The following is a 13,273-nucleotide window of genomic DNA, read 5'->3' as shown; positions in this document are numbered from 1 at the left end:
GCTGTGTGTCAACTCGAAAGCGCGGGATTGTACCAATCGAGCAACGCGCCACTGCGCCGCACGAAACCGGCCCCCACCTTGAGGTGCAGGCGGTGGCCGCGCGTGCGGCAGGCGTCGATCTGGTCCAGCAGTTCGGCCAACTGCGCCGCGCTGGGCGCGGTGCCGTGGGCTTCGGCCAGCCAATGGCGCAAGGCGTTGGCCTGCCGCGCGCGCGGCAACGCCTGCAGCGCGGCGATGGCAGGCGGGATGCCGGTCGTGCCCAGGTCCTGCCCGGCCAGGCCGCGCAGCAGCTGCTGCGCTTCGGCCGCATGGGCGGCGCTGCGCGCGAAGGTGGTGCGAAAGGACGGAAACAGCCGCTGCAGCACCGGCAGCAGCTCCGCGCGGATGCCGTTGCGCACGTAGGCCGTGTCGGCGTTGCTCGGGTCTTCGACCCAGCTGGCGCCCTGGGCGTCGAGCCAGGCGCGCAGCTCGGCGCCCGGCACCTGCAGCAGCGGACGGTGGAAGCGCAAACCGCCCTGCTCCCATTGCCCCGGCATGGCCGCCAGGCCCGGCAGGCCGGCGCCGCGCGAGAGCGCAAGCAAGATGGTCTCGATCTGGTCGTCGGCATGCTGCGCCAGCGCCACGTCGCCAGGGCCGCCAGCGCCCCAGGTGTGCGCGATGGCATCGCCGATGGCCGCGTAGCGCGCGCGGCGGGCGGCATCCTCGGGGCTCTGCCCGCGTGCAGGGCGGGCCTGCACATGGGCCACGGCCAGCGGCACGCCGAGCGCGGCGCAGGTGTCCCGGCAATGGGCCTCGAAACCATCGGCCGCGGCCTGCAGGCCGTGGTGCACGTGCACGGCATGCACCTGGCCCGGCCAACGCGCGGCGCAGGCGCGCAGCAGCGCCGTGGAATCGGCGCCGCCGCTGTAGGCCACGGCCAGCGGCAGCCGCGGCGCGAAGGCGGCGATCGCCTCGGCGAACAAGTTCAGATCAGCGTGACGCCGGTCTTGGCCTGCAGCGATTCGCGCGTGACGCCGGGCGCCATCTCTACGACCTTCAGGCCCTCGGGCGTCACGTCCATGACGGCCAGGTCCGTGATGATGCGGTCGACCACGCCCACGCCGGTCAGCGGCAGGCTGCACTTGGGCAGGATCTTCATGTCCTCGGTGCCGTCCTTCTTCTTCGCCACGTGCTCCATCAGAACGATCACGCGCTTGACGCCGGCCACCAGGTCCATGGCGCCGCCCATGCCCTTGACCATCTTGCCCGGGATCATCCAGTTGGCCAGGTCGCCCTCGGCGCTGACCTGCATGGCGCCCAGGATGGACAGGTTGATCTTGCCGCCGCGGATCATCGCGAAGCTCTCGTGGCTGCCGAAGATCGAGGTGCCCGGCAGCGTGGTGACGGTCTGCTTGCCGGCGTTGATGAGGTCGGCATCGACCTCGTCCTCGGTCGGGAACGGGCCGATGCCCATCATGCCGTTCTCGCTCTGCAGCCAGACCTCCTTGTCGGACGGCACGAAGTTGGCCACAAGGGTCGGGATGCCGATGCCCAGGTTCACGTAGAAGCCGTCCTCGAGTTCTTGCGCCGCGCGCGCGGCCATCTGGTCTTGGGTCCAGGGCATGTTCAGACTCCTGCTTGCTTGTTGACAGGCACCTTGGGCACCGGAACCTCGTCCACGGCCGCGGCCTGGGCGATCACGGCCTGGGCCTCGACCTTCGCAGCGGCCGCATCCACGGGCGCAGCGGCGCGCAGCGTGCGCTTCTCGATGCGCTTCTCGGGGTGGGCGTTGAGCACGATGCGGTGCACGTAGATGCCGGGCAGGTGCACGGCGTCCGGGTCCATGTCGCCGGTCTCGACGATTTTCTCGACCTCGACCACGCAGATCTTGCCGGCCATCGCGGCGGCCGGATTGAAGTTGCGCGCCGTGCGGCGAAATTGCAGGTTGCCGGACTTGTCGGCCGCATAGGCCTTGACCAGCGACACCTCGGGCAGCAGCGCGCGCTCCATCACGTAGGTTTCGCCATCGAACTCGCGCAGTTCCTTGCCTTCGGCCACCTGGGTGCCGACGCCGGTCTTGGTGAAGAAGGCCGGGATGCCCGCGCCGCCGGCGCGCAGCTTCTCGGCCAGCGTGCCCTGCGGCGTGAATTCCAGTTCCAGTTCGCCGGCCAGGTACTGGCGCTCGAACTCCTTGTTCTCGCCCACGTAGCTGGCGATCATCTTCTTGATCTGGCGCGTCTCCAGCAGCTTGCCCAGGCCGAAGCCATCGACACCCGCATTGTTGGAGATCACCGTCAGGTCCTTGACGCCGGAATCCTTGAGCGCCTCGATCAGCGCCTCGGGGATGCCGCACAGGCCGAAACCGCCCACGGCCAGCAACTGGCCGTCCTGGACGATGCCCTTCAGCGCCGCTTCGGCGGAAGGATAGATTTTGTTCACGGAAGCCTCCTGTGGATTCGGATGGGCGGACGATACTACGTAGCCAGGTACGTAGTTTTTCCTAATGAGAATCCCGATGGACATCGACTACCGGCTGGCATTCGACCTGGCACCCATCGGGCTGGTGGTGTCGCGCGAGCGGACGATTGTGGACTGCAACCGCCACCTGTGCGAGATGTTCGGCGCCCCACGCGAGCAGCTGGTCGGCCAGTCGTTCCGCGTGCTCTACCCCAGCGCCGACGAGTACGAACGCACCGGCGAGCGCATCACGCCGATCATGAACGCCAAGGGCCACTACGCCGACGACCGCATCATGCGGCGCGTGGACGGCCGCTTCAAGGGCGAGGCCTTCTGGTGCCACGTCACGGGCCGGGCGTTCGACCGCGCAGCGCCGCACGCGGCGGGCATCTGGAGCTTCGAGGACCTCAGCGCGCGCCGCAGCGTGCACGCCAGCCTGACGCCGCGCGAGCGCGAGATCGCCGCCCAGGTCATGCTGGGGCTCACGGCCAAGGAGATCGGCCGCGCGCTCGGCATTAGCCACCGCACGGTGGAGATCTACCGGGCGCGCGTGATGCGCAAGTACGGCGCCGGCTCCACGGCCGAACTGGTGCACCGCCTGGTCACGCGCTGAGCGCTGCGCGTTGGGCCTGCCGCAGCGTCTGCGAGGGCAGCTCGTCGAACAGCGCCTTGTAGGCCTGCGAGAACCGGCCCATGTGGAAGAAGCCCCACTGGGCCGCCACGTCCTGCACCCGCAATGGCGCCTGCGCGCCGCCGCGCAGCTTGCGCCGGCAGGCGTTCAGCCGCACCGACCGCAGGAACTCCGCGGGCGCGGTGCCCACGGTGCCGAGAAAATGGTTGTGCAGCGTGCGCGGCGTCAGGTGCAGGCGCTGGCACAGCGCGTCCACCGACATCGTGTGGTTGAACGGGTCGGCTGCCATGTCCCGCGCGGCCATGACCAGCGCCAGCCGGCGCTGCACGCCCGCAGGCTGGGGCGCGGCATCGTCGCCGCACTCGGCCAGCAACTGCAGCAACTGACCGCACAGCATGTCCATCGCCTTGCAGCCCCAGGGCTGGGCGATCTCGTCGCCGGCACCGAGCGACAGCATGGATTCGATGGTCTGGCACAGCGCGACATGCCGGTGCGGTGGCACGGCCGCCGCGTTGATCTCCATGCGCTCCGGCAGCAGCGGCGCCAGCCCGCGTGACTCGCACTGAGCCGCGAGCCAGTCGCCGTCGAGCACCACGCCGTAGATGCCGAAGCGCTCGGGCGTGCGCAGCATGAAACCGGCGTCCGCGCGCGCGGCCATCACGGTGCGCAGGCGCTCGCCCTGCTGCAGCCGGCCCGAGAAATGCAGCGCGCCTTCGCCTATGCCGTCCGGGATGCCGAACCAGACCGAGCCGGCCCAGGGGCGGCAGCGCTGGCTGGTCTGCCGGCCCGTGAATTCGTGGAACACCTGCAGGCGCGGCGCCTGCAGGCATAGCTCGCGCACCATGCCGGTGAAGTGGCCGCACGAAAGTTGGTCGTATTCCTGGCACCAGGACGACAGGTGGCTGGCGTGCTCGTCCACGTCGTCGCTGCGCCGCACTTGGTAGAGGGCGTCCATGCGCAGGCCGGATGCAAGACCGATGCCACGTCGTCGGCGCCTGCGGATTTTCCGAAACCGGATAGCGGCGGGCGCGCGGCGCTGCTGCAATCGGCTCCATCCTTGTTCCACGCTCCCTGTGAGCCTTGCTGCGATGAGCGCCATCCCCTCTCCTGCCGCATCCGCCCCGGCTTCGGGTCATCTCAACAAGGTCCTCGGGCCGCTGCAGCTCTGGGGCATCGCCGTCGGCCTGGTCATCTCTGGCGAATACTTCGGCTGGAGCTACGGCTGGAACACCGCCGGCACGCTGGGCTTCCTGGTGGCCACGGTGCTGGTGGCGGCCATGTACACCACCTTCATCTTCAGCTTCACCGAGCTGTCCACGGCCATTCCACACGCTGGCGGCCCGTTCGCCTACGCGCGGCGCGCCTTCGGGCCCACGGGCGGCTTCATCGCCGGCTTCGCCACGCTGGTGGAGTTCGTGTTCGCGCCGCCGGCCATCTCGCTGGCCATCGGCGCCTACCTGAACGTGCAGTTCCCGAGCATCGACCCGAAGATGCTGGCGCTGGGCGCCTACGTGGTCTTCATCGCGCTGAACTGGGTGGGCGTGAACATCGCCGCCACCTTCGAGCTGTTCGTGACGCTGCTGGCCATCTTCGAGTTGCTGGTGTTCATGGGCGTGGTGGCGCCGGGCTGGTCCATGGCCAACTTCGTGGCCAACGGCTGGGCCGGCGGCAGCGTGCTGGACGGCAAGGCCATCTCGGGCATCTTCGCGTCCATCCCGTTCGCGATCTGGTTCTTCCTGGCCATCGAAGGCGCGGCCATGGCGGCCGAGGAAGCGCGCGACCCGCACCGCACGATTCCGCTGGCCTACACCACGGGCATCGTCACGCTCGTCGTGCTGGCCTTCGGCGTCATGGTGTTCGCCGGCGGCGTGGGCGACTGGCGCCAGCTGGCCAACATCAACGACCCGCTGCCGCAAGCCATGAAGGCGGTGGTGGGCGCCTCCAGCGGGTGGCTGCACATGATGGTGTGGATCGGGCTCTTCGGGCTGATCGCCTCCTTCCACGGCATCATCATGGGCTACTCGCGCCAGATCTTCGCGCTGGCGCGCGCCGGCTACCTGCCCGGCTACTTCGCCGCGCTGAGCCCGCGCTTCAACACGCCGCACCGCGCGCTCGTGGCCGGCGGCGTGATCGGCGTGGCCGCCATCTTCAGCGACGGGTGGATCAGCTTCGGCGGGCAGACGCTGACGGCCAACATCGTCACCATGGCGGTGCTGGGCGCCATCGTGATGTACCTCATCTCCATGGCCGCGCTGTTCAAGCTGCGCGCGAGCGAGCCGCAACTGCACCGCCCGTACACCGCGCCGTTCTACCCCGTGTTCCCGGCCATTGCGCTGGGGCTGGGCCTGGTGTGCCTGGGCGCCATGGTGTGGTTCAACACCCTGCTGACGGTGCTGTTCCTGGTGCTGATGGCTTTGGCCTACATCTACTTCCGGCGCACGGCCGGCCAGCGCGCGGCGGCGGCGCACGATGATCTGCTGTCCGGCAACGATTGAACCCGAGCGCCATGCGTTACCGCACCACCATCGCCCACCAGGTCTTCGCCTTCGACGACCTGCGCCAGGTGATGGCCTGCGCCAGCCCGGCACGCTCCGGCGACTACCTGGCCGGCATCGGCGCCGGCACCGCGCAGCAGCGCATGGCCGCGCGCCACGTGCTGGCCGACACGCCGCTGCGGCAGTTCCTCACCGAAGCCCTGGTCCCCTACGAGGACGACAACATCACGCGGCTCATCGTCGACACGCACGACGCCGCGGCCTTCGCGCCAGTCGCACACCTGACGGTCGGCGATTTCCGCAACTGGCTGCTGTCCGACGCGGCCGACAGCGCGGCGCTCACGTCCCTGGCGCCCGGCCTCACGCCCGAGATGGTGGCGGCCGTCTCCAAGCTCATGCGCAACCAGGACCTGATCGCCGTGGCGCGCAAGTGCCGCGTGGTCACGCGCTTTCGCAACACCATCGGCCTGCCCGGCCACCTGGCGGTGCGGCTGCAGCCCAACCATCCCACGGACGACCTGCGCGGCGTGGCCGCCTCCACGCTGGACGGCCTGCTCTACGGCGCGGGCGACGCGGTGATCGGCCTGAACCCGGCCTCCGACAGCCTGCCCGCGCTCGACCGCCTGCTGCGCCTGCTGGACGAGGTGGTCCAGCGCTTCCAGATCCCCACCCAGAGCTGCGTGCTCACGCACGTGACCAACACCCTGCGGCTCATGGAGGCCGGCGCCCCGGTCGACCTGGTGTTCCAGTCCATCGCCGGCACCGAGAAGGCCAACCTTTCGTTCGGCGTCACGCCCGAACTGCTGGACGAGGCCTGCGCCGCGGCGCGCGCACTCGGCCGCGGCACGCTGGGCGACAACGTCATGTATTTTGAGACCGGCCAGGGCAGCGCGCTGTCGGCCAACGCCCACCACGGCGTGGACCAGCAGACCTGCGAGGCCCGCGCCTACGCGCTGGCGCGGCGCTACCGGCCGCTGCTGGTGAACACCGTGGTCGGCTTCATCGGCCCCGAGTACCTGTTCGACGGCAAGCAGATCATCCGCGCCGGGCTCGAAGACCACTTCTGCGGCAAGCTGCTGGGCCTGCCGCTGGGCTGCGACATCTGCTACACCAACCACGCCGAGGCCGACCAGGACGACATGGACACGCTGATGGTGCTGCTGGCCGCAGCGGGCCTGAGCTTCCTGATCGGCGTGCCGGGCGCCGACGACGTGATGCTGAACTACCAGAGCACCTCGTTCCACGACGCGCTGTTCCTGCGCGAGACCATGGGCCTGAAGCGCGCGCCCGAGTTCGAGGCCTGGCTGCAGCGCATGCACATCACGCAGGCTGGCGGCAGGCTCGCGCCGCCGTCCGCCAACCGCCTGCTGGAAGGCATGGATGCGCTGGCGGCGCTGGGGCGGCCGGCATGACGCAGCCCATCCCCGGCGTGACCCCCGACCCCTGGCAGGACTGGCGTGCCGCCACGCCCGCGCGGCTGGCCCTGGGCCGCGCCGGCCAGGGCATGCCGACCGACGAGACGCTGCGCTTCGGCTGGGCGCACGCGATGGCGCGCGATGCGATCCACGCGGCCCTGGACACCGATGCGCTGGCCGCCGAACTGCAGGCCGGCGGCTGGGACACCCGCACCGTGCGCAGCCGCGCCGCCGACCGCACCAGCTACCTGCGCCGGCCCGATCTCGGCCGCCAGCTCGATGCCGACGACGCGGATCGCCTGCGCGCCGGGGCGGCACAAGGCTGCGACCTGTGCCTGGTGGTCGGCGACGGTCTTTCGTCGCTGGCGGTCGCCCGCCATGCCGTGCCGCTGCTGGCCGCGCTGCGCACGCAGCTGCCGGCCGGCCTGCGCACCGGCCCCGTGGTGATCGCCACGCAGGCCCGCGTCGCGCTGGCCGACGAGGTGGGCGAGGCGCTGGGCGCCCGCGTGGCGGCCATCCTGATCGGCGAGCGACCGGGCCTGTCGTCTCCCGACAGCTTGGGGCTCTACCTCACGCACGGCCCTGGGCGCGGGCGCCACGACGCGCAGCGCAACTGCATCTCCAACATACGGCCGCAGGGCCTGGGCTACGACGCGGCGGCCTTCAAGCTCGGCTGGCTGCTGCGCGAGGCCCTGCGCCGCGGCCTGACCGGTGTGGAACTCAAGGACGAGAGCGACCTGGCCATCCTGGACGGCGGCGCACCCGGTGCGGCACCGCTGCCTGGCTGAGCACAGGGCACCGCCGGCGGTGGTACAACGCGCGACGAACGACCGAACGCACGCATCCAGCGCGCAGCCAGCGCGCGCCGCCGCCCAGGAGACACACCATGCCCGACCGCTACCCCCTGCCCGACCTGAACCAGCTGCCCGACGACCTGCGCGCCAAGATCCTCGAGGTGCAGGAGAAGGCCGGCTTCGTTCCCAACGTGTTCCTCGCGCTGGCCCGCCGGCCGGCCGAGTGGCGCGCCTTCTTCGCCTACCACGACGCGCTGATGGACCCCGAGAGCGTGGGCCGCAGCAGCCCCTTGACCAAGGGCGACCGCGAGATGATCGTCACGGCGACCAGCGCGGCCAACCAGTGCCTGTACTGCGTGGTGGCGCACGGCGCGCTGCTGCGCATCTACGAGAAGAAGCCGCTGGTGGCCGACCAGGTGGCGGTGAACTGGCGCAAGGCCGACATCACGCCGCGCCAGCGCGCCATGCTGGCCTTCGCGATGAAGGTCTGCGAGCGGTCGCACGAGATCGACGACGCCGATTTCGCCGCGCTGGCCGAACACGGCTTCAGCGACGAGGACGCCTGGGACATCGGCGCCATCACGGCCTTCTTCGGCCTGTCCAACCGCATGGCCAGCTTCACCGGCATGCAGCCCAACAGCGAGTTCTATTTGATGGGCCGCGTGCCCAAGGCCAAGCAGTGATTCAGTCGGCGACGATGGCGCGCAGCCAGTCCGGCATCGTGGCCGCCTTGCCGACCTCGTAGTCCACCCACATGGTGGTGCCGCCGCCCTCGGCGCAGACCACCTCGGGCGCATCGGCCCGCGCAAGCTGGGCCCAGGTCTCGAAGGTGGTGCGTCCCGGGTCGCTGGCGTAGAGCTTGACGACCACCTCGCCCGGGTACTGCAGCTGCGCGTAGAAGTTGCAGAAGGCGTTGACGATCAGCGGCCCCGCGCCGCGGCCGTTGGCCATGCAGCCCAGCTGCTGGAACCAGTCCACGCGCGCGGTCTCGATGTAGCGGAAGTAGTTGGCGTTGTTGAGGTGGCCCATGGCGTCCATGTCACCCCAGCGCAACGCGATGCGCGTCTCATAGACCAGCTTCTTGCGTTCGGGGATGGCGATCCGCATGGCGTCAAGCGGCGAATCCGTCGTCGGCCGCGATCACGGCGCCGTTGACGAAATGGCTCTGGTCGCTGGCCAGCAGCACGATCAGCGCGTCCAGGTCCTCAGGCTTGCCCACGCGCTTGCGGGGCAGCGCCTGCACCAGCTTCCTGCCCTGCTCGGTCTGCCAGTGCGCGTGGTTCAGTTCGGTGTCGATGTAGCCCGGACACAGCGCGTTCACGTTGATGCCGAAGCGGCCCCACTCCTGCGCCATGGCGCGTGTCATATGCACCACGGCCGCCTTGGTCATGCTGTACACGCCGATCTGCGGCATCGCCTTGATGCCCGCCATCGAGGCCACGTTGATGATGCGCCCGCCCGTCCAGCTGCCCGGCGCGTCGCCGCGCGCCCTGGCCAGCATGCGCTTGCCGACCTCCTGCGCGACGAAGAACGCACCCTTCACGTTGGTGTCGAACATCTCGTCGTAGTCGTCCTCCTGCACGTCCTGCAGCCGCTGCATGGTGCTGACACCCGAGTTGTTGACCAGGATGTCGATGGAGCCGACCTCGGTCTCCGCATGCGCCACGGCCGAACGGATGGAGTGCAGGTCGGTCACGTCGAGCTCGACCACATGCGCATCGCCGCCCTCGCCCTCGATGCGCGCACGCAAGCGCTTGAGCCGCTCCATCCGCCGGCTGGCCAGCACAACCGCCGCGCCGGCGCGGGCCAGCACCTGCGCGAACTGCATGCCGAGCCCGCTGGATGCGCCGGTGACCAGGGCCACGCGGCCCGACAGATCGATGGTGTATGGCATGGATGCCTCGCTGGGTGGTGTCGCTTCGATGCGGCCCATTGTGACTGTCGCCAAGGTGGAAGGCCGCACGCGGGGCTGTGCATAGAATCCCCGGGTTTTCCCGCGCGCGGACGGCCCGTGCCAGCGCCGCGCCGGATGCCCTTTCCACGAACGAGACAGCCCACATGACGAACGAAGAAATCCTGGCCCAGTACGGCCCGCGCGAAGCCATGGAGTACGACGTGGTGGTCGTCGGCGGCGGCCCCGGCGGCCTGGCCACGGCGATCCGCCTGAAGCAACTGGCGACGCAGAAGGGCAACGACATCTCGGTCGTGGTGCTCGAGAAGGGTTCCGAGCCCGGCGCCCACATCCTGTCGGGCGCCATCATGGACCCGCGCGCGCTGACCGAGCTCATCCCCGACTGGAAGGAAAAGGGCGCGCCGCTGACCCAGCCAGTCACCGACGACGCCTTCATGTTCCTGGGCGAGAAGTCCGGCGTGCGCACGCCCAACTTCCTGCTGCCCGAGTGCTTCCAGAACCACGGCAACTACATCGTGCGCCTGGGCTTCGTGGTCAAGTGGCTGGCCGAGCAGGCCGAGGCGCTGGGCGTGGAGATCTTCCCGGGCTTCGCCGCGGCCGAGGTGCTCTACAACGACGACGGCTCCGTCAAGGGCGTGGCCACCGGCAACCTGGGCGTGGGCAAGGACGGCGAGCCGACCGACGAGTTCCAGATCGGCATGGAGCTGCATGGCAAGTACACCGTGTTCGCCGAAGGCGCGCGCGGCCACCTGGGTCGCCAGCTGATCGCGCGCTTCAAGCTCGACGAAGGCCGCGACCCACCGAGCTTCGGCCTGGGCGTCAAGGAACTCTGGGAGATCGATCCCGCACGCCACCAGCCCGGCCTGGTGCTGCACAGCGCCGGCTGGCCGCTGGACAACAACACCTACGGCGGCGCCTTCCTCTACCACCTGGACAACAACCAGGTGGCCCTGGGCTTCATCACGGGCCTGGGCTACAGCAACCCCTACCTGAGCCCGTTCGAGGAATTCCAGCGCTGGAAGACGCACCCGAACATCCGCTGGTACCTGGAAGGCAACGAGGCCAAGGGCATCCAGCACGGCAAGCGCCTGGCCTATGGCGCGCGCGCCATCAACGCCAGCGGCCTGCTGTCGCTGCCCAAGACCGTGTTCCCGGGCGGCGCGCTGATCGGCTGCGAGGCCGGCTACCTTAACGTGGGCCGCATCAAGGGCAGCCACGCCGCCATCAAGACCGGCATGCTGGCCGCCGAGGCCGCGTACGACGCCGTGCAGGCCGGGCGCCAGCACGACGAACTGAGCGCCTACCCCGAGGCGTTCGAGAAGAGCTGGCTCTACACCGAGCTCAACAAGGACCGCAACTTCAAGAACTGGTTCAAGAAGGGCCTGACGGTGGCCACCGTCATGAACGGCTTCGAACAGTTCGTGCTCAAGGGCAAGATGCCGTGGACGCTGCACCGCACCCAGCCCGACCACGCCATGCTCAAGCCGGCGTCCGAATGCAAGCCCATCGTCTATCCCAAGCCCGATGGCAAGCTCACGTTCGACAAGCTGTCCAGCGTGTTCGTGAGCAACACCAACCACAACGAGCACCAGCCGGCGCACCTGACGCTCAAGGATCCGAGCGTGCCGGTGCAGATCAACCTGGCCAAGTACGCCGGCCCCGAGGCCCGCTACTGCCCGGCCGGCGTGTACGAGTTCGTCAAGACCGATGCCGGCGCCGACAAGCTGCAGATCAACGCGCAGAACTGCGTGCACTGCAAGACCTGCGACATCAAGGACCCGACACAGAACATCGTCTGGGTCACGCCCGAGGGCGGCGGCGGACCGAACTACGCGGGCATGTGAGGGCGCAGGCAGGGCCTGAACCCCGCGAAAACCCGGATGCTGCCCTGCAGCAAACCCGGAAATAATCCGCGCGCACTGCGGACCGAACCAAGCGGCCATTGAGCAATCAATGGCCGCTTTTTTTCGGCCCGCCCTGAGACCGGTTTCATGCAGGAGACAACCATGCGCTTTTCAAGACTGGCCGTTGCAGTGGCCGCCGCCTCCACCCTCGCCGCCCCGGCCTTCGCCCAGACCGTGCTCAAGATCGGCTATGCCACGGCGCCGACCTCGCACTATGGCGTGGGCTCCACGGTCTTTTGCGAAGAGGTCGAGAAGGGCACGGCCGGCCGCTACAAGTGCCAGCAGTTCCCGAACTCGGCCCTGGGCGGCGAGCGCGAGCAGATCGAGGCCGTGCAGATCGGCACGCAGGACCTGGTCAACACCTCCACCGGCCCGGTCGGCAACTTCGTGCCCGAGGTCAAGATCGTCGACATCCCGTTCCTGTTCCGCGACTACGACCACGCGCGCAAGGTCATGGACGGCCCGATCGGCCAGGACATCCTGGCCAAGTTCCCGAGCAAGGGCCTGATCGCGCTGGGCTGGACCGAGAACGGCTTTCGCCACATGACCAACAGCAAGCGCGACATCGTCAAGCCCGAGGACGCCAAGGGCCTGAAGATGCGCACCATGGAGAACAAGGTGCACATGGATGGCTACCGCACCTTCGGCATCCTGCCCACGCCGATGGCCTTCCCCGAGCTGTTCGGCGCGCTGCAGCAGGGCACCGTGGACGGCCAGGAAAACCCCATCCCCGTGATCCTGTCGGCCAAGTTCGCCCAGGTGCAAAAGCACCTCTCGCTCACCGGCCATGTCTACTCGCCGGCCCTGCTGCTGCTCTCGCCCAGGGTCTGGAACAAGCTGTCGGACGCCGACAAGAAGGTCTTCACCGAAGCCGCGCACAAGGCCTCGATCGCACAGCGCAAGAAGGTCAACGAGGACGAGAGCAACGGCATCGCCCAGCTCGAGAAAGACGGCATGAAGGTCACCAAGACCGTCGACGGCAACGCCTTCCGCGAGGCGCTCAAGCCCGCCTATGTGGGCTACGCCAAGGAATTCGGCGCCGACAACATCAAGAAGATCGCCGACATGAAGTGAGGCGCTGACGCCCCTCCACGCGCCCGGGCCCGCCCGGGCGTTGTCGCTTGCGAATCCACCCGACGCCCATGCAGACCTTCGAACGCTACTTCCTCGCCGCCAACCGCTGGGCGCTGATCCTGCTGCTGGCGGCCATGTCGGTGATCATCTTCACCAACGTGGCGCTGCGCTACCTGACCGACTCCTCGCTCGAATGGGCCGAGGAGGTGGCGCGGCACATGATGATCTGGCTGACCTTCCTGGGCGCCGGCCCGGTGCTGCGCTACGGCGGCCACATCGCCGTGGAGAACCTGCAGGACACGCTGCCGCGCGCCGCCGGCATCGCGCTGCGCGCCGTCGTCGCCGCGCTGCTGTTCGGCTTCTTCGGCTTCATGGTCTGGTATGGCTGGCTCTACATGGAGCGCACCATGTTCCAGCTCACGCCCGTCACGCAGATCCCGTTCGCCTACGTCTACAGCGCCATGGCCATCGGCGGGGTGCTGCTGATCGTGCACTTCCTGCTGATCGTGCGCGGCTACGTGCTGGAGCGGCGCTTCGCCGCCGACGAGCATTTCGACGCCACCGCGAGTGCATCGCTATGAGCGCCGCCTGGCCGCCCGAAGGCGCTCGCAC

General features: G+C 69.0%; 14 protein-coding genes. 8 read left to right on the top strand and 6 right to left on the bottom strand.

The annotated features are described in order from the left end of the window. Window positions 1-8: 8 nt before the first annotated feature. From tilS to ASF44_RS24375, 3 genes are read right to left on the bottom strand one after another with little or no spacing between them, the layout of a single operon-like run. On the bottom strand, window positions 9-962 hold the full coding sequence (gene tilS / locus ASF44_RS24385; RefSeq protein WP_235579338.1) for a tRNA lysidine(34) synthetase TilS: 954 nt from the start codon (window positions 960-962) through the stop codon (window positions 9-11). 2 nt (window positions 963-964) lie between these two features. Then, window positions 965-1,603, bottom strand: a complete 639-nt coding sequence (locus ASF44_RS24380; RefSeq protein WP_056901855.1) for a CoA transferase subunit B — start codon at window positions 1,601-1,603, stop codon at window positions 965-967. Window positions 1,604-1,605: 2 nt separating this feature from the next. After that, a complete protein-coding gene (locus tag ASF44_RS24375) occupies window positions 1,606-2,418 on the bottom strand; it encodes a CoA transferase subunit A (protein WP_056901854.1) in 813 nt (270 codons plus the stop codon). Between the two features lie 76 nt (window positions 2,419-2,494). Between ASF44_RS24375 and ASF44_RS24370 the strand changes: the two genes are divergently transcribed. Next, the gene (locus ASF44_RS24370; RefSeq protein ID WP_056901853.1) at window positions 2,495-3,049 is read left to right on the top strand and encodes a PAS and helix-turn-helix domain-containing protein; all 555 of its coding nucleotides are present in this window, start codon (window positions 2,495-2,497) and stop codon (window positions 3,047-3,049) included. Here ASF44_RS24370 and ASF44_RS24365 read toward each other — a convergent pair. Then, entirely contained in the window at window positions 3,039-4,022 is a 984-nt protein-coding gene (locus tag ASF44_RS24365; protein ID WP_056901852.1) for a helix-turn-helix domain-containing protein, read from the bottom strand. The genes ASF44_RS24370 and ASF44_RS24365 overlap by 11 nt on opposite strands. A gap of 133 nt (window positions 4,023-4,155) precedes the next feature. Here ASF44_RS24365 and eat point away from each other — a divergent pair, with 133 nt between their 5' ends. From eat to ASF44_RS24345, 4 genes are all read left to right on the top strand, one after another. Next, window positions 4,156-5,562, top strand: coding sequence for an ethanolamine permease (gene eat / locus ASF44_RS24360; RefSeq protein WP_056901851.1), 1,407 nt, complete (start codon window positions 4,156-4,158; stop codon window positions 5,560-5,562). 11 nt (window positions 5,563-5,573) lie between these two features. Further along, window positions 5,574-6,974 carry an ethanolamine ammonia-lyase subunit EutB gene (locus ASF44_RS24355; RefSeq protein ID WP_056901850.1) on the top strand — a complete coding sequence of 467 codons (1,401 nt, stop codon included), beginning with the start codon at window positions 5,574-5,576 and terminating at the stop codon, window positions 6,972-6,974. Then, window positions 6,971-7,765 carry an ethanolamine ammonia-lyase subunit EutC gene (gene eutC, locus ASF44_RS24350; RefSeq protein WP_056901849.1) on the top strand — a complete coding sequence of 265 codons (795 nt, stop codon included), beginning with the start codon at window positions 6,971-6,973 and terminating at the stop codon, window positions 7,763-7,765. The genes ASF44_RS24355 and eutC overlap by 4 nt, the downstream gene beginning before the upstream one ends. A gap of 98 nt (window positions 7,766-7,863) precedes the next feature. Continuing rightward, window positions 7,864-8,454: a peroxidase-related enzyme gene (locus tag ASF44_RS24345; RefSeq protein WP_056901848.1), complete on the top strand. Its 591-nt coding sequence runs from the start codon at window positions 7,864-7,866 to the stop codon at window positions 8,452-8,454. 1 nt (window position 8,455) lies between these two features. Here the strand turns inward: ASF44_RS24345 and ASF44_RS24340 are convergent, their stop codons facing one another. Together ASF44_RS24340 and ASF44_RS24335 are read right to left on the bottom strand one after the other, a co-directional pair. After that, window positions 8,456-8,878 (bottom strand): thioesterase family protein, encoded by a 423-nt coding sequence (locus tag ASF44_RS24340; RefSeq protein ID WP_056901847.1) that lies wholly within the window; start codon window positions 8,876-8,878, stop codon window positions 8,456-8,458. Between the two features lie 4 nt (window positions 8,879-8,882). After that, the gene (locus ASF44_RS24335) at window positions 8,883-9,665 is read right to left on the bottom strand and encodes an SDR family oxidoreductase (RefSeq protein ID WP_056902037.1); all 783 of its coding nucleotides are present in this window, start codon (window positions 9,663-9,665) and stop codon (window positions 8,883-8,885) included. Between the two features lie 164 nt (window positions 9,666-9,829). Here ASF44_RS24335 and ASF44_RS24330 point away from each other — a divergent pair, with 164 nt between their 5' ends. The 3 genes from ASF44_RS24330 to ASF44_RS24320 all read left to right on the top strand — a co-directional run bounded on the left by ASF44_RS24330 (window position 9,830) and on the right by ASF44_RS24320 (window position 13,242). After that, window positions 9,830-11,527: an electron transfer flavoprotein-ubiquinone oxidoreductase gene (locus ASF44_RS24330; RefSeq protein WP_056901846.1), complete on the top strand. Its 1,698-nt coding sequence runs from the start codon at window positions 9,830-9,832 to the stop codon at window positions 11,525-11,527. A 162-nt stretch (window positions 11,528-11,689) separates the two neighbouring features. Further along, window positions 11,690-12,661: a TRAP transporter substrate-binding protein gene (locus ASF44_RS24325; protein WP_056901845.1), complete on the top strand. Its 972-nt coding sequence runs from the start codon at window positions 11,690-11,692 to the stop codon at window positions 12,659-12,661. A 68-nt stretch (window positions 12,662-12,729) separates the two neighbouring features. Beyond that, window positions 12,730-13,242: a TRAP transporter small permease gene (locus tag ASF44_RS24320; RefSeq protein ID WP_056901844.1), complete on the top strand. Its 513-nt coding sequence runs from the start codon at window positions 12,730-12,732 to the stop codon at window positions 13,240-13,242. Window positions 13,243-13,273 lie beyond the last annotated feature (31 nt).

Origin of the sequence: Pseudorhodoferax sp. Leaf274 (assembly GCF_001422445.1) — a bacterium.
GTDB lineage: Bacteria > Pseudomonadota > Gammaproteobacteria > Burkholderiales > Burkholderiaceae_C > Pseudorhodoferax.
The sequence above is the reverse complement of the archived record's forward strand: the minus strand, read 5'-3'. Positions and strand labels throughout refer to the sequence as shown.